Source organism: Robertmurraya beringensis, from assembly GCF_042433785.1.
Lineage (GTDB): Bacteria > Bacillota > Bacilli > Bacillales > Cytobacillaceae > Robertmurraya_A > Robertmurraya_A beringensis.
Genome location: NZ_JBHLUU010000127.1, coordinates 141,421 through 167,848, shown reverse-complemented (window position 1 = coordinate 167,848; position 26,428 = coordinate 141,421). Strand labels below are relative to the sequence as shown.

Genomic DNA, 26,428 nt, shown 5'->3' with positions numbered 1-26,428 from the left:
AAGGGTAGCGTCTTTTCTTCTAAAATATTTAATGGTTGGATACATTGAATTTTAACTGTATAAAGATAAACGAAAAAAGGGCAGGAAAGCTATTTCCCGCCCTATATTTATTAGTAGCCAACCTCAACAGCTGCTACAACTATGTACATCAAATCATTTTTATCTTCTTTATCAGGAAGAACGATTCCGCTTGTTGTTAACATTCCTCCATCCTGAATGTGAACAGTCACCTCTCCGTACGGAAGAACTGCCTTCACCGCTTCAATATCTAGCAACTCTTTATCACCAGGAACCGCCAATTTCACATTCACTTTCATATTTTCCAGCTTGTTCTCCGGAAGAACCGTACGAATACCTGGCATTGAGTTAAAATGAATTGCATTTTGAACCGCACGAATTGCTGCTTTTGTCACGTTTTGCCCGTGAACATCAATCCCCATTCCTGTTTCAATAAACATAATCTGATCCATAAATTTCCCTGCCTTTATTATTTTTTCCCTCTAAGGATAACCCAAATCAATCGTTTTACCAACTAAAAAAGAGTAGACTAGTCATCATAAAATAGAAACATTTGGTTAATTTAATAAAAAGTAGGATTTTAGAATATTAATGAGTCTTAAGTGCTTTTAAAAGCAGCAGTCATTATTTCAGAGGCCAATTGAAAGCCTGATTTTGACAGAATTCTGATTTACAGTGCAAATAAAGGTCGGATTCAGACAAAAACAGTGACTCATACTAATTCAGAGTCCAAATGAAGACCGGATTCGGACAGAATTAGCAACTTATACTAATTCGAAGACCAAATGAAGGCCAGATTCGGACAGGAACAGCAGCTCTCACTAATTCAGAGTCCAAATGAGGGTCTAATTCAGACAAAAACAGCAACTCAAACTGATTCTCAGTCCAAATGAGAGCCTGATTTGGACTAAAAGGGCAGCAACAACCAGTTCACAGTCCGAATGACACATTCATGCCCATACCAAACACAAAAATAAAACACAAATACCTCCATTTCAAATCAAAATAACAAAACGAGTTGATCAAATGAAAAAAAGCATTCTTCTATTAATCATCGTCGCCATAACAAATTTAACTACATGCAGCTCTTATGCTAAAAATAACGATGAAATCCAAACCATTCCTACAAAAAAGTCAGCCTATAACGGAGTACATCTTCAAGCAAATATTGTGTACGCGAAGACTGAGGTCAAGCCGTTACATATGCACATCCTGCTACCAAAACAAAAATCAAAACCTCGTCCATTGATTGTGTTTATAAAGGGAGGAGGCTGGGGATTTCATCATCCTCAAAAGACGTTTGAGTTCATCCCGCAATTAGTGATGTTCGCCCAACACGGCTATGTGGTAGCAAGCATCGAGCATCGAACCAGTCATGAAGGAAAATTTCCGACACAGCTATACGATGTAAAAAACGCCATCCGGTACTTACGCGCGCATGCAGTTCAATACAATGTCAACCCCAATCGAATCGGTGTATGGGGCAATTCTTCCGGCGGTCACTTAGCAGCTCTACTAGGAACCACAGGAGGAGTTCGTGAACTAGAAGGTGATGGTGAATACTTAAATGAGTCAAGTTCCGTCCAGGCTGTAGTCGATTGGTATGGACCGACAGATATGTTACAAATGAGTAAATATCCCGCTGATGTTGATTTCGACTCGCCCGACTCACCTGAGTCTGTACTAATTGGCGGAGCTCTTCAGGAAAATAAGGAAAAGGTGAGACGTGCCAACCCCATCACATACATAACCAAGGAGGATCCACCGTTCCTAATTATGCATGGTGACAAAGATCGAAGAGTTCCTTACAATCAAAGTGTCTTATTATTCGAAGCACTTAAAAAAGCAAACGTAGAAGCAACCATGATTAAAATTAAGGGTGCAGGTCACGGCGGATTTTCACAACCAGAAATATTAAACACGGTACAACAATTTTTTGATAACCATTTAAAAAGGTGAGCCATTAGGTTCACCTTTTTGCATTCTACCTACTTTGTTACATAAATGGTAACAAAATCGTCATATTTATCCTTTTAAATGAGATAGTACAAACTTTCTAGATAAGGAGGGACTTAGATTAGGTGAAGAAGACACATGTATACGAAGTTGATTTTATGCGAACGTTCATCATGCTAGGGGTTTTATCCGTACATACGATGACGATTTTCAATCAACAATTTGATGATTGGACCATTCCCTTTCTGTCCATGTCTGCCTTCCATTCCTCGATGAAAGTGACAAGACTTGCTTTTATGTTCATCACGGGATTTGTCTTGTTTCTAACTTATTATCATAAGGATCTTCAACTTTTTACCTTTTGGAAAAAAAGACTCTCATTGATCGCCATTCCGTATGTATTTTGGAACATAGTGTATCTAATATTTCGAGGGACTTACAGCATTGATTTTAACGGATCGATCTCAGCTTTTTTAGTAGAACTTATGAATTCATTGCTACAAGGTGATGAGTTTTATATTTATTTTGTTTTAGTAAGTTTCCAGTTTTATCTCGTGTTTCCGTTTTTACTAGCTTTGCTGAAAAGGTATGAAAAATGGCATTTGCAGCTATTTGTTGGAAGTGTGATTTTTCAGGTATTGTTAACAACCTTTTATAAGCTAGGGATTCCCCATCTTGATACAAGCAATTGGCCCTATTTACTTTCTCATTACGGTGTATTTGTGTTGTCGTATCAATGCTGGTTTGTTGCTGGGGGAATGGTGGCCTGTCACTATGAAAAAATATGTACGTTTCTCGAACAACATAAAAAGACGATTCTGTTTCTTTTATTTACGGGAGTCGTCATTATGTGGGCGTATTACCTATTTAATCGCGTTATTCTTTTGGAAAGTGATAAAAGGGCACAGTCACCACAGCAGCCGATTTTTCTCCCGTATAGCTTACTAGTGATTGCCCTTCTAATGATTTATGGCAGGAAGTGGGCTAGCGTTCGCAACGATCCAAAATGGGAAAAGTTCAGCCAATTTATTATGTTTGCGTCTAGTTGTTCCTTTGGCATGTTTCTCGTCCAACCGTTTCCACTGTTTATGATTAAACAAATGGTTCCACTGTTCTCTGAAGCAAAGTGGATGTATGTGATTGTTCTTCCGGCTTCGATTGTGTTTGTGTATGCTACATCAATGATCCTTTCGTACATGTTGAACAAAACCCCCATCGTTTCCTATGTGGTCGGAAAAAAGTCAAAACTTCCACGTTGGCCAAAAATAGTGAAGGCAAGGGAACAACTGTAAGAAATTAGATAGGAGTGGATTCGAATGTCAAAACTAACCCATCAAATACAAGAAGCGTTACTACAAAATAGACCCATTTTACATGAAAAAGAAACCTGGTATACAACGAAAGAATTGCAATGGGAGATGACCAAAGTTCAAGATTATTTAATCACAGCAGGTGTATCAAAAGGAGATCGTGTCCTAGTGGGGCTTCCAAACTCGTATCAATTTATTTCTATTTTTCTAGGAATCATTAATTATGGTGCGGTCGTTGTACCGATGAATCCCTACATGCCAGAGATTGAATTTCTTTCTTTCATTGAAAGAAGCAAGCCGGTATTTGGCTTTATCAAACCAGAGTATACAAACTTTCTATTAAAAGAAGAAGTGAAAAGGATCCCACTCGATTCCTTTTGCCGTGTGGACTACGACGGTTACACCTTCTTTGATTTTAAAGAGCTAAATAAACCATTCCAACGTGAAGCTAATATTGAAGAAGATTCCATTGCGATCCTTTTATATACATCGGGAACAACCGGCATCCCGAAAGCAGTTGGATTAACTCATGAACAAATTCTGGAGACAGCCACAAATATTATCATGTCTCATGAATTGAAATCAATGGATACGACATACTGTTTTTCGCCACTGTTTCATATTAATGCACAAGTAGTGGCCGTTCTTTCAACCATTTTATCGCATGGAAAAATCGTTCTAGATGAGAAGTTCAGTGCAACAAAGTTTTGGAAGGTTCTCTCGGAGTTTCAGATCACATGGGTTTCAGCCGTACCTGCGATTATATCGATTTTATTAGAAAAACCACAGCCGTCAGAGATTCCCACACATGTTCGATTTATCCGTTCCGCCTCTGCACAGCTACCGATGATTCATGCGAAACGATTTGAACAACGATTTGGAATTCCCTTAATTCAATCGTATGGAATGACCGAAGCAGCAAGTCAGATATGCGTAAATCCACTTCCACCGAAAAAGAGAGTACTAGGATCTGTCGGCCGGCCAGTTGGGCTTCAACTTCAAATTGTCGACTCAAACGGAAGAAAAGTACCAACTAATAAAGTAGGGGAAATAACCATTCGAGGGAAAAATGTTATCACATCGTATGTGGAAGCTCTGAATCAAAATGATTTTCGAAATGGCTGGTTTCATACCGGTGATCTCGGGTTTATGGACCAAGAGGGATTTGTATTTATTGTTGGGCGAATAAAAGAAATGATTAATCGCGGAGGCGAAAAAATCAGTCCATACGAGTTAGAGGACGTGATCCGTCAACTACCTATGATTAAAGAAGCGGCTGTAATTGGGATCCCACACCATCTATATGGGGAGGAAATCGTTGCCTATATACGTCAAAAACAACATGATCACAATGATGAGTTGGAACAGTTGGTCATCGATCATTGTGAAAGAAACCTAACAAGCTTCAAATGTCCTGCAAAAGTTGTCATCGTTGAGGATCTCCCACATGGACCAACAGGCAAGGTACAAAGAAGTAGATTAAAAGAAATAAGCTTGGAATATTTTCAAAATCGCCAGCATTCAAGTATGAGATAAAAATAGATAGGTTGTGTATCCATTTGAAAATGAATAAAAAGTATCTGATGATCCTTGGTAGTTTGCTTCTGGTTTGTTTCATCACGATCGGTTGCAGCAATCAATCGAATAATGAGACAGAGGAGGAAAAGGTCGTTAGAATTGGTTATCAAAAAAATGGGCCTTTATTTATTGTGAAGTCACGAGGAACATTGGAAGAAAGTTTAAAAGAGTTAGGGTTTACGGTCGAATGGAAGGAATTCCAGGATGGACCTTCTCTTTTAGAAGCGCTAAATGCAGGAAGCATTGATCTTGGTCGTACCGGGAACACACCGCCGATCTTTTCACAGGCAGCGGGTTCCAAACTAACATATGTTGCTGCAGGATTTTCGAAGTATGAGGGCAGTGGGATTCTCGTAAAAAATGATTCAACGATCACGTCGCTTGCTGACTTAAAAGGGAAAAAGATTGCTTTTTCAAAAGGATCTAGCTCCCACTATTTACTCGTCAAAGCTCTAGAATCTGTTGGTCTTTCTCTCGATGATATCCAACCTGCGTATTTAACTCCTGGAAATGCACGGATTGCATTTGAGCAAGATCAAGTGGATGCATGGGTCGTGTGGGATCCTTATACATCTTCTACAGAAGTAAATGCCAATGCCAAATTACTGGTCAATGGAGAAGGTTTAACCACTGATCGCGACTTTTTTGTTTCTACCGAAGATTTCGCAACTAACCAAGAAGAATTACTTAACACCGTTCTAAATGAAGTGTCAGTGTCTATGGACTGGGCGAATACTCATCATGAGGAGCTCATTGAATTACTAGCAACAGAGCTAAAAATGGATGAAGCTTCTGTTACCTTAGCGGTTGAACGACGCGTGTATGGGGTAGAGGACATCAATGACGAAATTTTGATAGAACAACAAGAAATGGCTGACTTATTTTACGAATTAGAGATTATTCCTAACGAAATAAAAGTCAACGAGGCAGTCAAACAGTAAGAATGGAGGGAAAGGAGAATGTTCAATCGCGTATGGAGGGAAAAGCTGATTCCTTGGATGATTCCTATGATCATCCTTGGATTATGGCAAATTCTTAGTATGAACGGGATGATTCCGGCAACCATTCTACCGTCACCAATAGCGGTCATTCAATCTGGAGCAGAGCTTACCGCATCAGGAGAATTAATTGACCATATTACTATAAGTCTAGGTCGTGCCTTAACTGGTTTTCTCATCGGAGGATTTTTAGGGTTTCTTTTCGGTTTATTTAATGGATTATTTAAACCTTTGGATTTACTATTGGATACTTCCATTCAAATGCTAAGAAATATACCACATTTAGCGTTACTTCCACTCGTTATCCTTTGGTTCGGAATTGACGAAGTGTCAAAAGTGTTTCTGGTCGTATTAGGAGTTCTTTTTCCTATTTATATCAATACGTACCACGGAATCAAGACAGTTGATAAAGGGCTGATTGAAATGGGAAAAGCCTATGGTCTGAAAGGATATTCGCTTTTCTTTCAGGTCATTTTACCAGGAGCATTATCATCCATTTTGGTAGGTATTCGCTACGCATTGGGGGTCATGTGGACGACACTTATTGTTGCCGAGACTATCGCCGCCAATTCTGGAATCGGCTATATGGCCATGAACGCGAGAGAATTCATGCAGATGGATGTGATTGTATTAAGCATTCTCATCTACTCCTTACTCGGAAAACTCTCCGATTGGATTGCAAAGCTCTTTGAAAAAAAATGGCTGATGTGGAAGCAATTATCCTAACAGAAGGAGGATGATATTGTATGGACTTTAACCCTATATTACATGTTGATCATGTTCGAAAATCGTATAGTGACACCCCAGTATTAAAAGGAATTAACTTGTCTATTTTTCAAGGAGAGTTTGTCTCGATTGTTGGGAAAAGTGGCTGTGGAAAAAGTACGCTGCTTCGAATTATAGCTGGACTAGAAGATATTAATGAGGGTGAAGTGAAGGTGAATGGGGAAAAATTAACAACCATCAACGATGAGGCAAGAATGATGTTCCAAGATGGTAGATTGCTGCCGTGGAAAACACTTCTCCAAAATGTGGGTTTGGGGTTAACAGGTGATTGGAAACCGAAAGCTACGTATGTATTAAATAGTGTTGGTTTAAAAGATCGTGCTGGCCATTATCCATCTTCCTTATCAGGTGGACAAAAGCAACGGGTAGCACTAGCTAGGGCCCTTGTCCATGAACCCGAGCTGCTTCTGTTAGATGAGCCACTAGGAGCGCTTGACGCGTTAACTCGAATGGAAATGCAAAACCTAATTGAATCCGTATGGAAAGAGAATCGACTCACCGCGATTTTGGTCACCCATGATGTCGAGGAAGCCGTTCTTCTATCCGACCGAGTCATTGTGATTGGAGAAGGGGAAGTATTGCTGAATAAAAAAATTGATTTACCTAGGCCAAGAAGTCGATCGAATCCAACTTTTCATCACTATACCGAAGAAATTCTTGAAGTAATAATGGAAGAAAGCTGCGTTAAGAAAAGTGAGTGCAAAATTGTTTAATAATTCTTTCATCATTTGTTCATAAATTGGTAATAATTTCTGGACATCCTACCTTCTGTAGTACAAAACATAAGATGAAGGAGGAAAGAAATGGTGAAAAAAATCAAAGGATTATTTCTGGTTGCTCTAGTTTTTGGGTTGCTCGGTTCTGTTCAAGCACTTGCAGCAACGGAGGAAAAGGTGGAAGTGGGGTCGAAAGCAGCGCATGCTCATAAAGGACATTTCCACCACAGTCCGGAGTTTCTTGAGAAAAAAGCGAAAGAGTTAGGGATTTCTACTGAGGGAAAAGATTCCGAGACGATAGCGAAAGAAGTTCGTGAAGCCATGATCAAGAAGAAGGCGGAAGAGCTCGGAATAATAACGGAGGGAAAGAACTTTGACACTTTAGCGAAAGAAGTAAAAGAAACGTTTATTAAAAAACAAGCAGACGAGCTTGGTATCAAAACGGATGGAAAAGATAGTGACACGTTAGCAAAAGAAATACGAGAAACCATCATTAAATCAGAGGCGAAGGAACTCGGCATTTCCACTGAGGGGAAAGAACTCAAAGAACTAGCCAAAGAAGTTCGTGAAACCAGTATCAAGAAAGAAGCAAAAGAATTGGGGATATCTACAGAAAATAAGGATTTCCGTCAGTTAGCACATGAAGTACGAGAAGCAAAAATTCTTCAGGCGGCAAAGAAATTAGGGATTTCTACCGAAAATAAAACGACAGAAGAACTTTTTGATGAAATGATGACCAATCATGAAGAGGAAGTAAAAAAGTTAAAGCTGTTTCCATGAAGTCAAATGTGACTATTCGATTTAGAGTAGTCACATTTTTTATGTTCCCAATAGTGGTACCACCACATACATTTCGTATAAACTAAAAAAAAGATGGTGACCCCGTATCTTTATTTCTCCATTCTTCGTTTAAAGGATAGAGAGTGCTGAAGGAGTGATGGTTGTGCAAAGTAAAGTTAGGAAACAGGAGACGGATATTAAGGAACACCCTAGGCTTACACGTGAGGAAGAAATCGAGGAACTTTATTCAAAGCTTCAACGATATTGTCAGTTCATTTCCCAAAATAAATGGGATGGAGAGGATTTGGCTCAGGAATCGTTCCTGAAAGCTTGGCTTCATTATAAGTATCAGCCGGAAATTTCTGCCGCGCTTGTGAATAAGATTGCTCATAATGAATGGATCGACACCATAAGAAAGCGCAACAAAGAAACTCTCGAAGATATTCCTGAACAATCTCAAAACGAGACAGAACAAATTGTTAACCGCTTTGAAGCCATTCAACAACTGATTCATCAATTAACCCCGAAACAAGCAATTATGTTTGCCTTAAAAGAAGGATTTCAGTTTCAACTTTCGGAAATAGCGGAGCTTTTGGATACTTCTGAAGCGGCTGTAAAGGCGGCCATCTTTCGGGCAAAACAGCGCCTTGGAAAAAAGGACTCAGAAAAAACCAATCCTTTAATTGAACAATATTGGAATGAGGATGAACGCCAACATATCGAGATCATTCTTTATGAATCTTTCAAAGCCCATGATCCGTCACCACTCATTCGTTCCATTCCGAACATTCGCTCGTTACGAAAAGATGATACCCTAACTTGCACGATGAAAAAACCATCACCTCTCTTCAATCGTCCTTCAGGCACTGTCTATATGGCTGCATAATTTTATGCAAGTGAAACGAAGGAGGAAACAAATATGAGTTTAATTCCATATGTTATCGAACAATCAAATCGCGGAGAACGTTCGTACGATATTTACTCTAGACTTTTAAAGGATCGAATTATTATGATCGGTGAGGAGATTAATGATGCTGTAGCTAATAACGTAGTAGCACAGTTATTATTTTTAGCAGCAGATCAACCCGAGAAAGACATTTCTATCTATATTAATAGTCCTGGAGGTTCCACTTCGGCGGGGTTTGCGATATATGATACGATGCAATACATTAAACCAGATGTTAGAACGATCTGTACAGGGATGGCTGCTTCCTTTGGGGCGATGCTCTTACTTGCTGGAACAAAAGGAAAGAGGATGGCACTCCCGAATAGTGAGATCATGATTCATCAGCCTCTTGGGGGAGCGAGGGGGCAAGCAACAGAAATCGAAATCTCAGCCAAACGGATTATCAAACTTCGTGAACATATCAACAAAATTATTTCCGACCGAACAGGCCAGCCTGTGGAGAAGGTAGCGAGGGATACAGATCGAGATTATTTTATGAGCGCAGAAGAAGCGAAGGAATATGGGATTATTGATGAAATTATAAAGTAGTAAAAGAGGAGTAGCTTCTATTAAAGGCTACTCCTCTTATGATACTAGTTTTAATCCAATCACAGACCCTAACACCATGGCTATGAATAGCATACGTTTCCAATCGTTCGACTCTCCATAAAACATAATCCCGATAATAGCACTACCTACAGTTCCAATTCCTGTCCAAATCGCATAAGCTGTTCCCATCGGTATCGTTTTCATCGAAAATGAGAGTAAAAAGAAACTCACTCCGAATCCAAGAACAACGAAAGCTAGTGAGTACCAATTTCGCTTTAAGTTGAATTGATTGATCAAACTCACACCAACAATTTCAAACATTCCTGCTAATATTAAAGCAAACCACGCCATTAACTTTCCTCTCCTTCAAGAACCTTTTCTCCCGTGACGATCTTAAGCCCAATGATTCCTATTAATAAAATCAGAATTAGTAGCATTTTTTCTATTTTAAACATGTCTCCAAAAAACAAGATATCTGCCAAGACCGTACCGACCGTTCCTAACCCGACAAAGACTGCATACACCGTTCCAACAGGCAGAGCTCTGCTCGCGCGAAGCATCACATAGAAACTAATAGCAATCGAAATTCCAGTTCCTAACCAATCCCACACATCATCGGCATGCTTCAAACCAATCACCCAAAACACTTCAAAAAACGCAGCAATAAATACCATAATCCAATGCTTATTCATGTGAAATCCCTCCGATAATTATTATTCCCACAAAACAAAAAAGCCCGAGAGCTACTGAAAAATCAGTTACCTCCCGGGCTTTTATCCCTCCGTGACACAGTGAAAAAACTGTGAGTTTCCTCTCGGTCCAGACCAACAAGCTGTTGCGGAACCCTAGAAAACATTTTCCATATATAACAAAATATATTATACACATATATGAAATTTATGCAAATAGATTACATATTTTATAGATTTATAAATAAGTATGATAGTAAGAACAAATTTACTACCACTTTTGTCGAAATATGATATAATTCTCGAGGGATAAATAAAAAGAGGTTCTAGCTACCCTCTCTAAAAAACTAAGGAAAACAGTACTGCTTTCTTAGTGGTACTGTTTTTTCCGTTAAAAAGGAGCATGCAATTTGAAAAACGATAAAGCCATTGTTGTGTTTAGCGGCGGACAGGATAGCACGACTTGTTTATTTTGGGCACTTAAAAACTTTAAAGAAGTCGAAGCGGTAACGTTTGACTATAATCAACGTCATAGCTTAGAAATACAATGTGCAAAAAATATAGCCAATGAATTAGGTGTCAGACACCATATTTTAGATATGTCATTACTTAACCAATTAGCACCAAATGCGTTAACTCGCTCAGATATTGAAGTAAAAGAAGGGGAAGAAGGAGAACTTCCGTCAACTTTTGTTCCAGGTAGAAACCTCTTATTCCTAACATTTGCTGGTGTATTAGCACGTCAAGTAGGCGCGAAGCATTTAGTAACAGGCGTTTGCGAAACAGATTTTAGCGGGTACCCAGATTGCCGTGACATTTTTATTAAATCATTAAATGTTACCTTAAATCTTTCCATGGATGATCAATTTGTCATCCATACCCCGCTTATGTGGTTAAATAAGGCCGAAACATGGGCATTAGCAGATGAGTTAGGCAAGCTTGATTACGTTCGTGAAAATACATTAACTTGCTACAATGGCGTCATCTCTGATGGCTGTGGTGAATGTCCGGCTTGTGTGTTACGTAAAAGAGGCCTTGATGATTTTTACAACGGGAGGTTTTAACACATGTACGGATTTCGCATCGTAGAAAATCTGCAGAAAATTGATCAAGACATCAAACGAAAAGAATTAAAATATCATACTAAGCGCGTACTTGTGAGTAAGGAATTTACGTTTGATGCGGCACACCATCTACATTGTTATGAAGGAAAATGTAAAAACCTCCACGGCCATACGTATAAAGTGATTTTTGGCATTAGCGGCTTTGTTGATGATAGAGGCTTAATGATGGACTTTGGTGACATTAAAGAAATTTGGAAAAATGAAATTGAAATTTTCCTTGATCATAGATATTTAAACGAAACACTACCACTGATGAACACAACGGCGGAAAACATGGTTGTCTGGATTTATGAAAAAATGCAAGAAGCTGTTACAACAGAAGAACGTCAAAAGCTGTATCATGGGGCAAGAGTGGAATTTGTTAAACTCTATGAAACTCCTACTAGCTACGCGGAAGCAAGAAGGGAGTGGATGGAGGAATGAGTAAAATTCCTGTGTTAGAAATTTTTGGTCCTACGATTCAAGGGGAAGGCATGGTCATCGGGCAAAAAACGATGTTTGTTCGCACAGCTGGCTGTGATTATTCGTGCAGCTGGTGCGACTCTGCCTTCACATGGGATGGAAGCGCAAAAGATGATATTCGTATGATGATAGCAGAAGAAATTTGGCACGAGCTTAAGGAAATCGGCGGAGACAATTTTTCATTTGTAACGATCTCTGGTGGAAACCCGGCCCTTTTGAAAAATTTAGATGGATTAATTGGCCAGCTTAAAGAAAATCAAATCAAGATCGGGATTGAAACACAAGGCAGCCGTTGGCAGGATTGGTTTTTACAAATTGACGAACTAACTCTTTCTCCGAAGCCGCCAAGTTCAGGCATGGAAACAAATTTTGAGGTGTTGGACAGCATTTTTGCCAACTTGCAAGCAGGGGAATTTGCGAATCAAGTGAGTATAAAAGTGGTGATATTTGATGATCATGATCTGGAGTATGCGAAAATCGTTCATAATAGATACGCTACCATACCATTTTACTTGCAGGTAGGGAATGACGACCTCACCAATACAAATAACGACGAGCTTGTGAAAAAGCTTCTCCAAAAATACGAATGGTTAGTGGATCGTGCTGTTGCTGATCCCGAGCTTAACGATGTAAAAGTTTTGCCACAATTACATGCGTTTTTATGGGGAAATAAGCGCGGAGTATAAGATAAAATAGAAGCATTCACCTTTTTGGTGGATGTTTTTTTATTTCATCAACCGAATATTTCGAGAGTGAAAATAATCCCAATTTATGTTACAATATTAAGATATAAAAAGTATTAGCGAATGATGAACATTGGAGATGTAAAGGATGGAAACGTGGAAACGAAATTTGTGGGTACTTTGGATTGGCGTCTTTTTTACAGCAGCTAGTTTTTCAATGGTCATTCCGTTCTTACCCATCTTTCTGATCCAAATTGGAGTGCACAACCATACGGAAATGTGGTCAGGATTATTGTTTAGCTCCGCCTTTTTTGCAGGGGCAATCGCCTCACCATTTTGGGGAAGAATAGCCGATAAGTACGGTAGGAAACCAATGATTGTAAGGGCCGGAATTGTCCTGTTCTTTATTTACACTTTAATGGCCTTTGTCACGAACCCCTATCAAATTTTGGTACTTCGAATCCTACAAGGCTTACTAAGTGGCTTTATTCCTGGAGCCATCGCTCTTATCGGAACAAACACCCCCTCCAAGCATGTAGGCTATGCGTTATCACTCATTTCAACTGCTTCGGCTTCTGGTATGATTGCTGGACCCTTAATTGGTGGTGCCATTGCAGAGTGGGTTGGTAACAGATGGGCATTTGCAACAGGTGGGATAATTGTATTCATTGCCACTATACTTATTATCTTATGGGTTAAAGAAGAAAACTTTGTTCCTAGTAAAGAAAGAGGATCGGTTACGAACGATATTAAGTTAGCGATGTCCAACCGTCCATTAATGATGGTCACTGTACTGACCATTATAACTAGTTGTTCCATCATGATCCTTGAGCCTGTTTTACCATTATATGTGGTGAAAATCGGCGGATCCTATGAAAATACTTCGTTATTAGCGGGAATCATTTTCTCTTTGCCTGGAATAGCTAGTGCCTTGTTCGCACCGGTATGGGGCAAATGGGCAGATAAAGTGGGATTTCATAAAGTATTGTTCATCGGCCTTCTCGGTGGAGGAATAGGCATGCTCGCCCAAATCGCTTTTACAGAAATTTGGGGATTCTCAATCGTCCGCTTTTTGTTTGGAATCTTCTTCTGTGCGGTATTCCCAGCATTAAACGGTCTTGTAGTAAGAGCAACGGAAGAGGATTTCCGTGGCAGAGCGTTCGGACTGAACCAAACCGCTAACCAAATAGGCGGGATGATCGGACCGATGCTTGGTGGAGCAATCGGTGGTCTATTTCCAATCCAAACCGTTTTCCTCGTTACCGCAATATTTTTATTTGCAGCAACAGCTGTTGTTTTCTGGAGCGGAAACGGAGTTCAGACATCAACTAAAAGAAGAGTCGCACATAGCAAGTAAAAAGGACGCTACTCTGTAAAATTAAGGGCAAGTGGATGTACCTTTTTATTTGCATTGTAGATGATTGTCTTTAATGTCAGACATTAAATAAAAATTAAGTACATCACTTGTATATAGTGGTGTACTTTTTTAGTTTATTTAGACCTCTAAATGACCTCATTTACAACAACAACAATATATTACATTGACCCAAAGGAATTAAAAGTCGCTATGAATTACTGGTCTTTAATGGAGAAAGGGAGCCATGGAAGAAGGGTTAAGTTTCTTAGATTTAGTAAAGATACTGTGAAATTACTGATGCGATATATCAAAAATGACCGACTCCAATATGACGAATTCCAACGCAATTTTGAAGAATTGCCAAATGAGGCTCCAATATTTATTACGGCTCTAGGGACCCACTCTTATTAAACAAACGAAGCAGTTTTATAATAAGGGTTAATCAAACATATGGTAAAATTAGGGTAGAAGAGGGGGGCATATATGAATATTAGAAACTCAGCAAAAGCCATAATACTTAAAGACAATAAACTCTTACTAACAAAAAATAAGGATGAAGAAGGTTATTTTTATCTTTTTCCTGGTGGAGGGCAAGAGCACGGAGAAACGATTCATAGTACTTTAACTAGAGAGTGTATGGAAGAGATTGGGGAACAAGTAGAAATTAAAGAGCTCCTTCATATTAGAGAGTATATAGGTAAAAACCACGAACATTCTTCTTTCGATTTTAATGTTCATCAAGTTGAATATTACTTCATTTGTAACCTTATTGATGGACTAAATAATAATGGATCACCAACTAATCCTGACAGTCACCAAGTGGGAATTGAATGGGTTCAAATTAACGATTTACTAGATTATAGAATATATCCGAAGGAATTAAGAAGATACATAGTAAGATATTCTAGGAATGAAAAATCTCCTGTTTATTTGGGAGATATAAACTAGATAAAGGGTGATTCTTCCATAATTTTATATAAGGAGTTTAGCAATGGAAAAGTGGGATTTATTTGATAAGCATCGTAATAAAATAGAGAAACAAATAACTCGTGGAGATGAAATGACACCAGACGAGTTTCATTTAGTAGTACACGTATGTATATTTAATTCAAAAGGAGAAATGCTTATTCAGCAGCGTCAACCCTTTAAGCAAGGATGGCCGAACCTTTGGGATATCACCTGTGGTGGTAGTGCAGTTGCAGGCGATACAAGTCAGCACGCTGCTTCAAGAGAGTTATTCGAGGAGTTGGGAATTCATTATAACTTTGAAAGGGTTCGTCCTCAATTTACTATTAACTTTGAACGTGGCTTTGATGATTATTATTTAATTGAATATGACTTGGATTTGAATGATTTGACGTTACAGACTGATGAGGTGCAAGCAGCCAAGTGGGCTTCTAAAGAGGAAATCTTAAAGCTAATAGAACTAAAACAATTTATACCTTATTATGAGAGTATCATTGGGTTTCTTTTTGAGGGTCGACATCATTATGGCTCCATTCGTCTTTAAATGAATGAAACGTGCAAGAAAGTTTGGACACGTACTAAAAGGCTTTCTCTTGTGTCGTTATAAAAAAAGGATTGTTGTATAAGATTTTCTTTTCTTGATGATATGGTCACAATAATAAAGGCTTTTTTTGGAAAAATATAGAATTATACAATATTCTTGTTTAAAAAGGGAGGATTATATTTGTTTAATGCTGAAGTCTTGTCAAAAACTTTTCTGACGTTTGCCGAGAGGGAATGTAAAGGGTCTAGTTTATTATACGAATATTTGTCCAAAAAAATTGCTAGAGATGAAAACCTGCTTGAAATTTGTAGTAGCGCACGTGCGGGACAACCTGTTCCAAACCTTCTGTTTGGTGCAGTTCACTATCTCTTACTAAATGGTAAGGAACACCCATTAAAAGAGTATTACTCGAGCATAGTAAATAATCCAAAATTATTTAATGAGTCGTTTGAAGACTTTAAAGATTTTTGCGATAAATATCGAAATGAAATTGAGTCGATTCTTAAAACTAAGCTTGTTCAAACCAACGAAGTACGAAGATGTGCATACCTTTATCCTGCTTTTTGTACTATTTACGAGAAAGCAAAGAAACCATTAGCACTTGTCGAAATTGGGACAAGTGCGGGGTTACAGCTTCTTTGGGATAAATATTCATATTCCTACGGGCAAAATAACATTTATGGTAATATAGATTCTAAACTTAATATTTCAGCAGAAATAAAAGGAGAAATTATTCCAATCCTCCATTCGACACCGCCGCCAGTTTTAACAAGGGTTGGCTTTGATCTAAATATAGTTGTCTAAAAAATGAGGAAGAGCACTTGTGGCTAAAATCATTAATATGGCCCGAACATAAAGAGAGGTTGTTTATGTTTGAAGAAGCTGCAAGTTATATCAAGGACGGCTCAGTACATTTGGTTGATGGGGATGGGATAAGTCTATTATCAGAATACATTGAAAATATACCAGAGGACAGTGCAATTTGCATATTCCATACTCATGTTGCGAACCAAATATCATTAGAAATGAAAAAACGTTTATTAAAAACTGTTGAAGCTATAGGTAAGGAAAGAGATGTCTTCCATATCTACAATAATGTTCAAGATAGATTTTTACATCTAGATTATTATTTGAATGGCATTGAGAGTCAAAACACTATTGCAGCAACCGATGGGCACGGTAGATGGTTTGAATGGTTTTTGAAAAATGAGCTGCCAATTACACAGTAAATATGGAACTCGGTAAAGCTGCAAATTATAGGCAGCTTTCTTTATTTTGTATAACTTTGTGAAATTTTGCACTTAAACAATAGGGGGCGTTTGCACAACAACATTATATTTTTTTGTTGTAGTAAAAGAGGTCATTTGTTGTACAAAGAGAGGATAGATAGAGCATATTTTCTACTGCTCACCTATCCTCTTTAATTTAACCATCTATAATGTCTGACATTAAATAGAAATTCATTATTGATAAAGGTTTTAAGAAATATATTGACTTTTAATAAAACCCAGATCCTCCTTTTTGTGTTACCCAATTTTAGCAGCAGGAGTGGATTGCTCTGCTGTATTTTTTTGAATAAGGAAAGAAGTTAGTAGAGCTAAAACACTACCAATAAATCCAAACTGGAATAAATGATGAATTCCGTCCATATCGGATGCACCTGTAGTTAACAGATAACCCATAACGGTTACCCCGATAACGGTACCCATGTTTCGGCAAAGCATAAAGAACGCTGTGGAGACTCCTTTTTCGTGCACACCCACGAGTTGTTGTACCCCGATCACTCCCACTGTGGACAGCATTCCAAAAGCGATCCCTTGAATAAGCATGACAAAGAATACAAACCAAAAACCATGACTTGGATCTAGAAGAAGCAACAACAGACCTGATGCGAATAAGAATGCATTACCGATAATCAGCAATCTTCGATATCCGTATTTTAATATCCACTTTCCTGCAGGAACGGCCGCCATCATCCAGCCAATAGCCTGACCAAGGAGCGCAACACCACTGAGAAAAAGGGAAAGACCAGCGATATGTTGTAAAAACAACGGAATATAACTAGCTGTACCAAAAAGAGCCAGATTCCCAATAAAACCATTAAAATTAATTCTCGATATCATTTGATTTTTAAACATAGAAAACGGAACGATCGGTGATGCTTGCTTTTTCTCAAAGAAATAAAACCCTACAAGCAATAATACTCCTACTATGCAAAAGATCCATCTATTTTCTTGAACTACTGTAACAAGAAGCAGACTAGTAATACTAGCACCAAACAGTACCGCACCCATATAATCGACCTTTGCTTTTCTCGGTTCATATTCCTCTTTATAAGCTAATAAAGTGACAAATGAAATCAGACAGATTGGTAGGTTAATATAGAAAATCCATCTCCATGTTAATACTTCCACAAAGAAAGAACCTAAAAGGGGAGCAAGCACAGCCGATAACCCCCACATTCCTGTGAATAATGCTTGGATTTTCCCACGTTTTTCAACTGAGAAAAGGTCACCAGCAATAATGGCTGGAAAGGGCATCATAAAACCGGCACCCATCCCTTGTACAGCACGAAAAATAACCAATTGTATCATATTGGCAGATATGCCACATAGAAGTGATCCAGCTAAGAAAAGTAAGATACCGAAGCCAAATACTTTCTTTCTACCAAACAAATCAGATAATCTTCCAGCCACCGGGGATAATATGGTGCTAGCAATCATATAGGAAGCAAACGACCATGCATACAAATCAAAACGGCCAAGCTCCTCTGCGATGACAGGCATGGTTGTGTTCATGATAGTTGTATCAATGGATGCAACAAGCATCGCGAGTACAATACTAATCATGACGGTTACTCGACTTTTCATAAAAATTCTCCTTTTTACGGCTTGATATATGTATAATACTTCGAATACAGAAGTATCTTGAACTTGAAGTATATTAAAGCAATTGGTGGTTTATGTCAAGAGGTGGTGTTGGACCATAAGTTTCATAGTATTTTGTAAACTTGAGCGCACATATAAAAGACGTGAGTTGGATTTTCTAGTTACTTACTCAATTCTGCTACTTGCTCAGCGGTTAATGCCCCTGATTAATGAAGCGTGAGTTGGATTTTTGTAATATTTGTGTGGTCATATGGAAAAACAAAATAAAATATTTATCGTGCGAATAGGAATTTTGTTCTTAATCACGAATTATTATAAAGAATAAGGAAAAGGGGGAGTAGGTGTTATGAAAATGAAGAGGATAATTTTACGTTCCATGATAATTGGATCACTTTTAGCATCCTTACCAATGACAGCGTTTGCAAAAGGCAGCAAACAAGTCGACTATGTGGCTCTTGGTGATTCATTAGCCGCTGGGGCAACACCTTATCATAAACTAGATAAAGGGTACGCAGATTTTCTGGTTGATCGTTATGAGCAATCACAGTATGAAATCACATTAGATAATTATGGTGTCCCTGGATACAGAACTACCAATATCGTAAGCGAGCTACTCAATCCTAACAATGCCAATTACGCTGAACTACGAAACTCCATTAAAAACGCTGAGCTTGTTACCATTGATATTGGTGCCAATGACTTATTAGCCAATTTAAATACTATAAGGCAAAATCCGTCCACCGCACCTGCTGTATTAAACACCATCGCCGAAAACTTATATCTTATTTTAAGTGAAATCGATAAGATCAATCCAGGAATAAAGGTCTATGTTATGGGCTACTACAATCCATTCCCTCATCTACCAAAGCAAGAGCAGGCTGCCTTACTTCCATTATTAGATGCGCTGAATCAGACCATTGAAAAAGTCGCTTCCGCCAATGGTGATGACTTTGTCCCTACAGCAAAAGTGATTAAAAAATATGAAACATTATATGTGCCAAACCCTAACGACATCCATTTAAGTTTAGAAGGATATAAGGCCGTAGCGAAAGAATTTTGGAAGGCAATTCAAGAAGAGTAAAGTTCCTCACGCCCTATTTCACAATGAAAAAGGGCGTGCAAATTTTCGGAGGAGGTGAAAGAATTGAAGTCCATTCAAAGCATGTATGATCACTTGCATTGGGCAAATGAACGCATCATCAACACCTTGCTTTCACTAAGTGTACCCAATAAGCCAGCAGGAAAATTATTTGCTCACACCTTATTAGCTGAACGAGTGTGGATCACTAGGCTGGCGGGGAATAGCAGCGCACACCTTCCTATATGGTCCGACCTCTCTATAGAAAGTTGTAAGGAACTACTTCACAAGAATCATCATGATTATCAGCTTTTTTTATCAAAATTAACAGAACAAAAGGGCGAACAAACCGTTACATATAAAAATAGCACGGGAACTGAGTTTCAAGACTCGATCAGAGATATCCTCGTTCATGTAGCTCTTCACGGACAGTATCATCGAGGTCAAATCAATCTTCTTCTCCGACAACATGGCGAAGAACCCATTGCCTCGGACTATATCATTTTTAAAAGGGAAAAAGAATAAAGTGGGTGCTTACGGGCTTCACCTTTATTCTTTAAATAATCCCTTCAAAATCTCATCTTCATCTAGCAACTGTTTGGCTTTTTCACGATACCTTTCTTCGTGTAAAAATGTATACCGATTAGGCTTTATGGTAGGCGCCAAATCAATCGCTTGCAGGTATTCTTCTTTATGTAGTGACAATGTTTGTACATAATCAAAAAATCCCGTACGTTCAAACACTTTTCTTACACGTTCGTGTCTGTGATTCTGAACTTTTGCTACGATATACGTTGCAATCCCAACCTGAACACCATGCATTTGTGGTGCATCTGATATTTTATCCAATGCATGTGAGATCAGATGCTCAGAACCGCTAATAGGAGCACTATTTCCACTTATATCGGTCGAAATTCCACCCATCGTCATCGAACTAACCAATTCTTTTAAGAATATTGGATTCTTAATATCGTTCATAGGTGTTCGGATAAAACTGTTCACCGCTTTTTTACTTAGCATCGCCGCAAATGCATTAACATATCCAACCCCATGTTTTTCTTCAAAATCCCAATCATATAGGGCGGTGATATTTGACAGTAAATCACCGATTCCCGCGAGAATCATTTTTGTCGGGGCAGTCTGTATGATATCAAGGTCTACAACGATTCCATAAGGAATTTGTGCTGGAACGGTCGTCTTTTTGCTATTTACCATAATCGAACAGTTAGAGCTTGCAAATCCGTCATTTGACGCAGAAGTAGGGATACTAATAAACGGAAACTTCCGAATAAACGCAACATACTTTCCATAATCGACTAGTGCGCCACCACCCATAGCTAGGACTACATCATAGTTCTTTAGCGAAAAGGCTACTTGAATCAAATCATTGATATCCAATCCGGATTTCAATACCTTTGTATCGAGAGTGAGCCTTGAAAAGGAGGACTCAATGGTTTCAGCAAAAGTTTCATTCGTAAACTCATCAAAAAAGATCATTGCATTGCGAAATCCATGCTTGATTAAGTACGCTTCTAATTGATGAATAACCCCACTATTAATTTCCAGTAAAGAAGGAATCGAGATATTTGTACCTTGCCGCATTATCGTGAAATCAGCCCTTTATTGATTAAATATTTTTCAATTTCTGTGAACTCCTCCACAGCTTTATAAGGGACACCTTTTTCCTCTAGCATATCTTGTAGGGCATCCTTGGCAAAGGTGAGGTCAGCAAACACAGCCGGATGCGAGTCAGGCTCACTGTCTCCAGCAAAATACACCAGCTCGTATTCTTCCTTTAATTTTTGAATTACTTTCGATTTATCAATTCCATATCGCTCAGAGTATTTCCAGTCGTTACTATCAATTTTCATATGAATATTTTTTTCGTGAAAAAATCCTTCGTTTGAAAATACAGTCACGTCTTTTATGTCGTATTTCTTAAGAATATGATGAATGTAATAATCCGTACCTGCACTTAGTATGTAAAAATCTCCACCATTTTCTTGAACATGCATGATAAATGAAGGAACATACTCGTCAATTGGTATCGTATGTATATCTTCAATAATATGTGCTTCTTCTTGGTGAATTGCTCTAAAGACGGTTGCAAGGAAATCAATATCTTTGATCGTCCCAGCTTTCCATTCGTTAAATAGTTCTTTCCCTTCTGAAAAGTATTTATCAATCACCATCCAGTAAAAGTCTTTCTTTGAAATCGTACCATCAAAATCAGAAACAAATGCCCATTTTTTCATCTTCAAAAATTCCCTTCACTATTATTTAGGTATTTCCCATATTATAAGCAAAAATTGGTAAGATAACGAAGTAAATTTAAAAGACTCATGGAAAATTCCATGAGTCTTAATTGGACGGTTTATCCGTTTCTTGCTCCGGTTGAAACAACTTCGCGGAAACAGCATTTAGTTTATTTAAAAACCGATTAAAACCAAATCCAACAAAAAAAGCGATGCTGATTTGGGCGTATGGAGTATCTTCATATTCAATAAATTGAATTAATAAAATCCCACTTTGAATGAGGGTAACCGCCACAACGGCTGTCCCTGTAGCAAATATAGGATAAAATATATACATAATCCACTTTCGATAATCGGTTAATTCACCTTTCATATAATGGGAACAAAACATATATAGATGCCGAAGTGAACCACCAATTGCACCCGCAAAGAAATAATAAAGAAAGATTTCTATTTTAGAAACCTCTGGAATCCACTTTTCAATCCTTCCCGTCCATAGCATACCTACAGCGATAAAACTTCCGAAAAAAAGAAGGGATAAATAGATGAGTATCACGATTTTTAGCCATCTCTTCATAGTTATCACCCCGTTTTACACTGTATGAAAGAGTAGAAGTGGAAATACCAAAGAGCTACTTCTATTTATCGCGCTATAGTACAATAAATGATATTAGACAATCGGAGGTTTGTATGAACATACATAACATTCTTATAGCAGGGGAGTATCAGAAGGAATTTGAGACATATTTTCCAAACATGGATCAAAAGGAATTTCGCTTTCTACCAGTAGAGGCGATCACCGAACATGACTTAGACTGGGCAGATGCCTACGTTGGTTTTAAACCATGCGTGAATTTTCAAATACCGAAAATTAAATGGGTTCATTCCTTTAATGCAGGTGTAAATAATTTTTTAGAAATAGAGGGCTGGAATGAAAATCAAACTCTCCTTACCCGTACCATTTGTTCCTTCGGAGAACGAATAAGTGAGTACTGTTTAAGTTATCTATTAACAAACCTACAATATCATGGACAATTTCAGCAGCAACAGCAACAAAAAAAGTGGTGTCAAAGAACGCCAAAGTTGCTAAAGGATGTTACGATCGTTATTTTTGGAACTGGGGCCATTGGCCAAGAAGTAGCTAAGACGTTTACCTATTTTGGTTCAACCGTTATTGGCGTCTCCGAAAGCGGTAAACAAAAAGAATACTTTCATAAAGTTGTTCCGATAAGTTCCGTTTCTTCTATAATTGAAAAAGCCAACTGGATCATCAGTACGCTTCCGCTGACTCATCACACAAAACAATTATTCAATGAAAAACTTTTCTCTCAAACGAAGTCAGTTGGTTTTATTAACGTAGGCAGAGGCGCAACAGTTGATGAAAAAGCACTGATCACTGCGCTCGATTCAGGGAACGTACATACGGCGATCCTAGATGTAGTAGAAATAGAACCACTACCAGAAGAATCGACTCTTTGGTTAAGGAAAGACGTAATCATCACTCCACATATCTCTGCTGTAACCGAACTGAACGAAGCAATTCTTTGCTTTGCTCAAACCTTACAAGCCTTAGAATCAAACCACCCCGTATCGAACTCAGTGGATTTTGATAAAGGATATTAAAAAAGGTCTGTTTCTATCAAGATGATGGAAACAGACTTTTTTAGTTCCTTATTCTTATATAATATTTTTTTTGTAAGAAAACTTAACATAATCTTCACAAATGCCGATAAAAAGAATGAAGAATTTTGTCGATTGTTAAAAACAATCACCGAGTTAGGGGGAGTAGTATGTTAAGAAGGGTAAAATGGTCAAACATCAAGATTGGTGGAAAGTACATGGTGATCTTCTCTTTTATGACCATTGCTTTTATCATTTCTGTAGTAGTTACAGGGATTTTTATTAAAGATACGAGCGAAAAAATGGAAGATACAGTGACGAGAAATCAAGTAGCTGTAGATGCTGGAAACTTGGTAACTCTTTACCATGAAAAGTACTTATTAGTTCCGGAGTACATTCTATTGTCTGATGAAACCAAGTTGAATGTGTATTTGGATCATAGTCAAGAGTTTGTCAGTATCGCTAAAAGAATAAAGAAAAATCTAACTACCAATCAATTGGAAACGTTTAATCAGCTCATAGAGAACAATCATAAACTCGACGAGTATTTCTTTAGTACAATCGTACCAAAAGTACAACAAATTAATACAGAAGAGTTTGCGACATTAGAAAGTGAAGCAAGAGAATTAAAAAATGAAACCATTAAATTGGGATATGAGTTAAAAGATTCAGCGACAAAAATTAGTGAAGCTGACTTAGCATCCGCACAAAGTCAACTGGAAAGACTGTATCTTATTCTTATTCTTTCATCATTTGGATCAATCATTCTTTCTTTTATCATGATTTTTATTCTTAGCCGCAGAATCAAGAGAAATCTGGAAGAAATCGTTGTACAAAGTAACGAGATTGCTAGTGGCAGACTGAACAATGAGAGATTAACCTACAGTGGAAACGATGAAATTGGACAACTCTCTCATTCTATTAATGAAATGGGAACAAGCTTACGAGGAATGATTTCCGAAATCTCAACTTTATCAGCTGAAGTGGACAAACAAAGTGTTACGTTGTTTGAGTCATCTGAGGAAGTAAAGCTGGGTAGCGAACAAGTTTCTATAACGATTGAAGAAATGGCGAAGGGCGCAAGCTCACAAGCGGATAATGCAGCGAATATTGCGTCAAAAACGAAGGAATTTAACGAAGAAATCGTACAATCTAACTCACAAGGGGAAAGATTAGTAGAATTTTCTGGTCAAGTGTTAGATGTGGCCGTTCGCGGGGACAATCAAATGAAAGAATCACTACAACAAATGAAAAAAATTAATCATGTGGTAAGTGAATCTGTTCACCAAGTGAAGAATTTAGAAAGCAAAACACAATCAATTACAGAAATCGTCCATGTGATCAAGTCCATTGCCGACCAAACTAACTTGCTTGCTTTAAATGCGTCCATTGAAGCGGCCAGAGCTGGAGAAGCAGGAAAAAGCTTTGCTGTTGTAGCAACGGAAGTAAGAAAATTAGCCGAAGAGGTTTCGCGTTCAGTTGAAGGGATCGCATCCATTGTTTTCAGCATAAAAGAAGAAACATCAAAAATTGCTGAAAATTTAAACGAAGGATACGGTGAGGTAAATAAAGGAACCGTACAAATTGAACTAACCGGCCAACAATTTGCAGACATTAAGGAAAAAGTAGAACATATGTCTATTGGCATAAAAACGATTTCAGAAAGTTTTAATAAAGTTCAACAATCAAGTCAATCCATGAGTGAGAATATCGAGCATATTGCTGCCGTATCAGAAGAAACCGCCGCTGGTTCGGAAGAGATATCAGCTGCAGTTCTTCAACAAAACCAATCACTCGACAATATTTCTGTAAGTGCCAAAATGCTTACAAGCATGGTAGAAAGAATGAACAATTTGATCAAAAAATTTGAACTATAAAGGCTCAAAAGGAAGGAGGATATATATGAAAAATATTCCAAAGATGTCTCTCACAAGCTTGTTTCTAATTATTGTTATGATCGTTACAGCTGGTTGTTCCTCGACAGAGAAAGCATCAAGCACTAACCACTCAAAATTAATCACTGATGATTCAAAACCATATGTCGGATTTTTATTAGATACGCTAAAAGACGAAAGATGGTACAAAGATAAAGCACTGTTTGAAGAAGAAATTAAAAAGTTGGGCGGGCAAGTAAAAACACTAGCCGCCAACGGATTGGATGAAGTTCAAATTAAACAAGCCCAATTATTAATTGAGGAGGGAGTAGATGTATTAGTCGTCGTTCCTCATGATGCTGTGATTTCAGCTGAAATCGTAGAAATTGCTCATGAAGCAGGGGTAAAGGTGGTTTCCTACGACCGATTGATAAAAAATGCTGATGTTGATTACTATATTTCCTTTGATAATGAAAAAGTAGGAGAAATTCAAGCTACAGAAATTTTAAAGAAAGTACCTAATGGAAATTTTGCTTATATTGGTGGAGCAGAATCTGACAACAACGCGATTCTTTTCCGCCAAGGCGCGATGAAAGTATTACAGCCTCTAATCGATAACGGAACCGTGAAGCTCGTTCATGATCAGTATACTGATGATTGGAACCCAGACATTGCAAAAGAAAATATGAAAACGGCACTGAGTAAAAATGGAAATGCTATTAACGCGGTTATTGCTGCAAATGACGGAACGGCTGGTGGAGTAATTGAGTCATTAGCAGGCGTTGGTTTAGCTGGTACCGTTCCTGTTTCTGGTCAGGACGCCGAGCTTGAAGGAGTTCGCCGTGTTGTTCAAGGATTACAAACGATGACCGTATATAAACCGATTAACCTATTAGCGGTAAAGTCTGCCGAAATGGCGATTATGGTAGCAAAGGGAGAAGAAGTAAAGACCGACAAGCAAATTAACAATGGAAAAATCGATGTCCCAGCTGTCTTCTTAGATCCAATTGCCATCACAAATGAAAACGTTCGTGATACCGTGATCAAGGATGGATACTTGAACGAGGCAGACGTGTTTAAATAAATCATAAGTATAGGACCAACTGATGATCGTTGGTCTGTTTTTTTTATATTAAATCGTAAAAATTACGATTTAATATTGACACTATGAATGCAACACATTATAGTTTAGTATTGTAAACTGAAATGATTTCGATTTACCAATATTTATTGTATTTTAATCGTAATGAT

26 protein-coding genes, 2 pseudogenes and 2 riboswitches are annotated in these 26,428 nt (G+C 38.1%); of the genes and pseudogenes, 21 read left to right on the top strand and 7 right to left on the bottom strand.

What is annotated here, in order from left to right; all coding sequences use genetic code 11:
* Positions 1-110 precede the first annotated feature (110 nt).
* Entirely contained in the window at positions 111-470 is a 360-nt protein-coding gene (locus tag ACFFHF_RS23720) for a Lin0512 family protein (protein WP_377059193.1), read from the bottom strand.
* A gap of 574 nt (positions 471-1,044) precedes the next feature.
* Here ACFFHF_RS23720 and ACFFHF_RS23715 point away from each other — a divergent pair.
* The 9 genes and pseudogenes from ACFFHF_RS23715 to clpP all read left to right on the top strand — a co-directional run.
* Positions 1,045-1,977 carry a prolyl oligopeptidase family serine peptidase gene (locus tag ACFFHF_RS23715; protein WP_377059192.1) on the top strand — a complete coding sequence of 311 codons (933 nt, stop codon included), beginning with the start codon at positions 1,045-1,047 and terminating at the stop codon, positions 1,975-1,977.
* Positions 1,978-2,099: 122 nt separating this feature from the next.
* Positions 2,100-3,266 carry an acyltransferase gene (locus tag ACFFHF_RS23710; protein WP_377059191.1) on the top strand — a complete coding sequence of 389 codons (1,167 nt, stop codon included), beginning with the start codon at positions 2,100-2,102 and terminating at the stop codon, positions 3,264-3,266.
* Positions 3,267-3,290: 24 nt separating this feature from the next.
* Positions 3,291-4,820, top strand: a complete 1,530-nt coding sequence (locus tag ACFFHF_RS23705) for an AMP-binding protein (RefSeq protein WP_377059190.1) — start codon at positions 3,291-3,293, stop codon at positions 4,818-4,820.
* Positions 4,821-4,849: 29 nt separating this feature from the next.
* Positions 4,850-5,803 carry a sulfonate ABC transporter substrate-binding protein gene (locus ACFFHF_RS23700; protein ID WP_377059204.1) on the top strand — a complete coding sequence of 318 codons (954 nt, stop codon included), beginning with the start codon at positions 4,850-4,852 and terminating at the stop codon, positions 5,801-5,803.
* Between the two features lie 18 nt (positions 5,804-5,821).
* Positions 5,822-6,586, top strand: coding sequence for an ABC transporter permease subunit (locus ACFFHF_RS23695; protein WP_377059189.1), 765 nt, complete (start codon positions 5,822-5,824; stop codon positions 6,584-6,586).
* Positions 6,587-6,606: 20 nt separating this feature from the next.
* The gene (locus tag ACFFHF_RS23690; RefSeq protein ID WP_377059188.1) at positions 6,607-7,359 is read left to right on the top strand and encodes an ABC transporter ATP-binding protein; all 753 of its coding nucleotides are present in this window, start codon (positions 6,607-6,609) and stop codon (positions 7,357-7,359) included.
* 90 nt (positions 7,360-7,449) lie between these two features.
* A complete protein-coding gene (locus ACFFHF_RS23685) occupies positions 7,450-8,142 on the top strand; it encodes a hypothetical protein (RefSeq protein WP_160546095.1) in 693 nt (230 codons plus the stop codon).
* Positions 8,143-8,305: 163 nt separating this feature from the next.
* Positions 8,306-9,028 carry a sigma-70 family RNA polymerase sigma factor gene (locus ACFFHF_RS23680; protein ID WP_160546094.1) on the top strand — a complete coding sequence of 241 codons (723 nt, stop codon included), beginning with the start codon at positions 8,306-8,308 and terminating at the stop codon, positions 9,026-9,028.
* Positions 9,029-9,052: 24 nt separating this feature from the next.
* A pseudogene (clpP, locus tag ACFFHF_RS23675) lies at positions 9,053-9,637 on the top strand (ATP-dependent Clp endopeptidase proteolytic subunit ClpP); the annotation flags it as partial.
* Positions 9,638-9,673: 36 nt separating this feature from the next.
* Here clpP and ACFFHF_RS23670 read toward each other — a convergent pair.
* Both ACFFHF_RS23670 and ACFFHF_RS23665 read right to left on the bottom strand, forming a co-directional pair.
* On the bottom strand, positions 9,674-9,988 hold the full coding sequence (locus ACFFHF_RS23670) for a DMT family transporter (RefSeq protein ID WP_377059187.1): 315 nt from the start codon (positions 9,986-9,988) through the stop codon (positions 9,674-9,676).
* Entirely contained in the window at positions 9,988-10,329 is a 342-nt protein-coding gene (locus ACFFHF_RS23665; protein WP_377059186.1) for a DMT family transporter, read from the bottom strand. The genes ACFFHF_RS23670 and ACFFHF_RS23665 overlap by 1 nt, the downstream gene beginning before the upstream one ends.
* A 68-nt stretch (positions 10,330-10,397) precedes the next feature.
* Positions 10,398-10,497: riboswitch (guanidine-I (ykkC/yxkD leader) on the bottom strand.
* A 143-nt stretch (positions 10,498-10,640) separates the two neighbouring features.
* Positions 10,641-10,683: riboswitch (PreQ1 riboswitch) on the top strand.
* 53 nt (positions 10,684-10,736) lie between these two features.
* On the opposite strand from ACFFHF_RS23665, the gene queC reads away from it, so the two are divergent.
* The 7 genes and pseudogenes from queC to ACFFHF_RS23630 all read left to right on the top strand — a co-directional run bounded on the left by queC (position 10,737) and on the right by ACFFHF_RS23630 (position 16,691).
* Positions 10,737-11,390 carry a 7-cyano-7-deazaguanine synthase QueC gene (queC, locus tag ACFFHF_RS23660; RefSeq protein WP_160546090.1) on the top strand — a complete coding sequence of 218 codons (654 nt, stop codon included), beginning with the start codon at positions 10,737-10,739 and terminating at the stop codon, positions 11,388-11,390.
* A 3-nt stretch (positions 11,391-11,393) separates the two neighbouring features.
* The gene (gene queD / locus ACFFHF_RS23655) at positions 11,394-11,873 is read left to right on the top strand and encodes a 6-carboxytetrahydropterin synthase QueD (RefSeq protein ID WP_160546089.1); all 480 of its coding nucleotides are present in this window, start codon (positions 11,394-11,396) and stop codon (positions 11,871-11,873) included.
* The gene (gene queE / locus ACFFHF_RS23650; protein ID WP_377059185.1) at positions 11,870-12,598 is read left to right on the top strand and encodes a 7-carboxy-7-deazaguanine synthase QueE; all 729 of its coding nucleotides are present in this window, start codon (positions 11,870-11,872) and stop codon (positions 12,596-12,598) included. The genes queD and queE overlap by 4 nt, the downstream gene beginning before the upstream one ends.
* A 145-nt stretch (positions 12,599-12,743) precedes the next feature.
* Positions 12,744-13,952, top strand: a complete 1,209-nt coding sequence (locus ACFFHF_RS23645) for an MFS transporter (protein ID WP_377059184.1) — start codon at positions 12,744-12,746, stop codon at positions 13,950-13,952.
* Between the two features lie 483 nt (positions 13,953-14,435).
* On the top strand, positions 14,436-14,900 hold the full coding sequence (locus tag ACFFHF_RS23640) for an NUDIX domain-containing protein (RefSeq protein ID WP_160546086.1): 465 nt from the start codon (positions 14,436-14,438) through the stop codon (positions 14,898-14,900).
* A 43-nt stretch (positions 14,901-14,943) separates the two neighbouring features.
* Entirely contained in the window at positions 14,944-15,462 is a 519-nt protein-coding gene (locus ACFFHF_RS23635) for an NUDIX domain-containing protein (RefSeq protein WP_160546085.1), read from the top strand.
* Between the two features lie 180 nt (positions 15,463-15,642).
* Positions 15,643-16,691 (top strand): annotated as a pseudogene (locus tag ACFFHF_RS23630) (DUF2332 domain-containing protein).
* A 297-nt stretch (positions 16,692-16,988) separates the two neighbouring features.
* Here ACFFHF_RS23630 and ACFFHF_RS23625 read toward each other — a convergent pair.
* On the bottom strand, positions 16,989-18,332 hold the full coding sequence (locus ACFFHF_RS23625; RefSeq protein WP_160546083.1) for an MFS transporter: 1,344 nt from the start codon (positions 18,330-18,332) through the stop codon (positions 16,989-16,991).
* A 370-nt stretch (positions 18,333-18,702) separates the two neighbouring features.
* On the opposite strand from ACFFHF_RS23625, the gene ACFFHF_RS23620 reads away from it, so the two are divergent.
* Positions 18,703-19,431 (top strand): GDSL-type esterase/lipase family protein, encoded by a 729-nt coding sequence (locus ACFFHF_RS23620; RefSeq protein ID WP_160546082.1) that lies wholly within the window; start codon positions 18,703-18,705, stop codon positions 19,429-19,431.
* 63 nt (positions 19,432-19,494) lie between these two features.
* A complete protein-coding gene (locus ACFFHF_RS23615) occupies positions 19,495-19,953 on the top strand; it encodes a DinB family protein (RefSeq protein WP_160546081.1) in 459 nt (152 codons plus the stop codon).
* 24 nt (positions 19,954-19,977) lie between these two features.
* Here the strand turns inward: ACFFHF_RS23615 and ACFFHF_RS23610 are convergent, their stop codons facing one another.
* The 3 genes from ACFFHF_RS23610 to ACFFHF_RS23600 all read right to left on the bottom strand — a co-directional run bounded on the left by ACFFHF_RS23610 (position 19,978) and on the right by ACFFHF_RS23600 (position 22,260).
* The gene (locus ACFFHF_RS23610) at positions 19,978-21,030 is read right to left on the bottom strand and encodes an iron-containing alcohol dehydrogenase (RefSeq protein ID WP_160546080.1); all 1,053 of its coding nucleotides are present in this window, start codon (positions 21,028-21,030) and stop codon (positions 19,978-19,980) included.
* A complete protein-coding gene (locus ACFFHF_RS23605) occupies positions 21,030-21,683 on the bottom strand; it encodes an MtnX-like HAD-IB family phosphatase (RefSeq protein ID WP_377059183.1) in 654 nt (217 codons plus the stop codon). Before ACFFHF_RS23605 ends, ACFFHF_RS23610 begins: the two co-directional genes overlap by 1 nt.
* 106 nt (positions 21,684-21,789) lie before the next feature.
* Complete coding sequence (locus tag ACFFHF_RS23600; protein ID WP_377059182.1) at positions 21,790-22,260, bottom strand: hypothetical protein; 471 nt, start codon at positions 22,258-22,260, stop codon at positions 21,790-21,792.
* 113 nt (positions 22,261-22,373) lie between these two features.
* On the opposite strand from ACFFHF_RS23600, the gene ACFFHF_RS23595 reads away from it, so the two are divergent.
* The 3 genes from ACFFHF_RS23595 (at position 22,374) to ACFFHF_RS23585 (ending at position 26,261) form a co-directional block, all read left to right on the top strand.
* The gene (locus tag ACFFHF_RS23595; RefSeq protein WP_377059181.1) at positions 22,374-23,306 is read left to right on the top strand and encodes a D-2-hydroxyacid dehydrogenase; all 933 of its coding nucleotides are present in this window, start codon (positions 22,374-22,376) and stop codon (positions 23,304-23,306) included.
* Between the two features lie 167 nt (positions 23,307-23,473).
* Positions 23,474-25,180: a methyl-accepting chemotaxis protein gene (locus ACFFHF_RS23590; RefSeq protein ID WP_377059180.1), complete on the top strand. Its 1,707-nt coding sequence runs from the start codon at positions 23,474-23,476 to the stop codon at positions 25,178-25,180.
* Positions 25,181-25,205: 25 nt separating this feature from the next.
* Positions 25,206-26,261: a sugar ABC transporter substrate-binding protein gene (locus tag ACFFHF_RS23585; RefSeq protein ID WP_340903539.1), complete on the top strand. Its 1,056-nt coding sequence runs from the start codon at positions 25,206-25,208 to the stop codon at positions 26,259-26,261.
* The last annotated feature ends 167 nt before the right edge of the window (positions 26,262-26,428 follow it).

Coding starts and splice junctions, on each gene's coding strand:
- ACFFHF_RS23720 (WP_377059193.1), bottom strand. CDS start 470: ATGGATCAGATTATGTTTATTGAAACAGGAATGGGGATTGATGTTCAC.
- ACFFHF_RS23715 (WP_377059192.1), top strand. CDS start 1,045: ATGAAAAAAAGCATTCTTCTATTAATCATCGTCGCCATAACAAATTTA.
- ACFFHF_RS23705 (WP_377059190.1), top strand. CDS start 3,291: ATGTCAAAACTAACCCATCAAATACAAGAAGCGTTACTACAAAATAGA.
- ACFFHF_RS23700 (WP_377059204.1), top strand. CDS start 4,850: ATGAATAAAAAGTATCTGATGATCCTTGGTAGTTTGCTTCTGGTTTGT.
- ACFFHF_RS23695 (WP_377059189.1), top strand. CDS start 5,822: ATGTTCAATCGCGTATGGAGGGAAAAGCTGATTCCTTGGATGATTCCT.
- ACFFHF_RS23690 (WP_377059188.1), top strand. CDS start 6,607: ATGGACTTTAACCCTATATTACATGTTGATCATGTTCGAAAATCGTAT.
- ACFFHF_RS23685 (WP_160546095.1), top strand. CDS start 7,450: ATGGTGAAAAAAATCAAAGGATTATTTCTGGTTGCTCTAGTTTTTGGG.
- ACFFHF_RS23670 (WP_377059187.1), bottom strand. CDS start 9,988: ATGGCGTGGTTTGCTTTAATATTAGCAGGAATGTTTGAAATTGTTGGT.
- ACFFHF_RS23665 (WP_377059186.1), bottom strand. CDS start 10,329: ATGAATAAGCATTGGATTATGGTATTTATTGCTGCGTTTTTTGAAGTG.
- queD (WP_160546089.1), top strand. CDS start 11,394: ATGTACGGATTTCGCATCGTAGAAAATCTGCAGAAAATTGATCAAGAC.
- queE (WP_377059185.1), top strand. CDS start 11,870: ATGAGTAAAATTCCTGTGTTAGAAATTTTTGGTCCTACGATTCAAGGG.
- ACFFHF_RS23645 (WP_377059184.1), top strand. CDS start 12,744: ATGGAAACGTGGAAACGAAATTTGTGGGTACTTTGGATTGGCGTCTTT.
- ACFFHF_RS23640 (WP_160546086.1), top strand. CDS start 14,436: ATGAATATTAGAAACTCAGCAAAAGCCATAATACTTAAAGACAATAAA.
- ACFFHF_RS23635 (WP_160546085.1), top strand. CDS start 14,944: ATGGAAAAGTGGGATTTATTTGATAAGCATCGTAATAAAATAGAGAAA.
- ACFFHF_RS23625 (WP_160546083.1), bottom strand. CDS start 18,332: ATGAAAAGTCGAGTAACCGTCATGATTAGTATTGTACTCGCGATGCTT.
- ACFFHF_RS23620 (WP_160546082.1), top strand. CDS start 18,703: ATGAAGAGGATAATTTTACGTTCCATGATAATTGGATCACTTTTAGCA.
- ACFFHF_RS23610 (WP_160546080.1), bottom strand. CDS start 21,030: ATGCGGCAAGGTACAAATATCTCGATTCCTTCTTTACTGGAAATTAAT.
- ACFFHF_RS23605 (WP_377059183.1), bottom strand. CDS start 21,683: ATGAAAAAATGGGCATTTGTTTCTGATTTTGATGGTACGATTTCAAAG.
- ACFFHF_RS23600 (WP_377059182.1), bottom strand. CDS start 22,260: ATGAAGAGATGGCTAAAAATCGTGATACTCATCTATTTATCCCTTCTT.
- ACFFHF_RS23595 (WP_377059181.1), top strand. CDS start 22,374: ATGAACATACATAACATTCTTATAGCAGGGGAGTATCAGAAGGAATTT.
- ACFFHF_RS23590 (WP_377059180.1), top strand. CDS start 23,474: ATGTTAAGAAGGGTAAAATGGTCAAACATCAAGATTGGTGGAAAGTAC.
- ACFFHF_RS23585 (WP_340903539.1), top strand. CDS start 25,206: ATGAAAAATATTCCAAAGATGTCTCTCACAAGCTTGTTTCTAATTATT.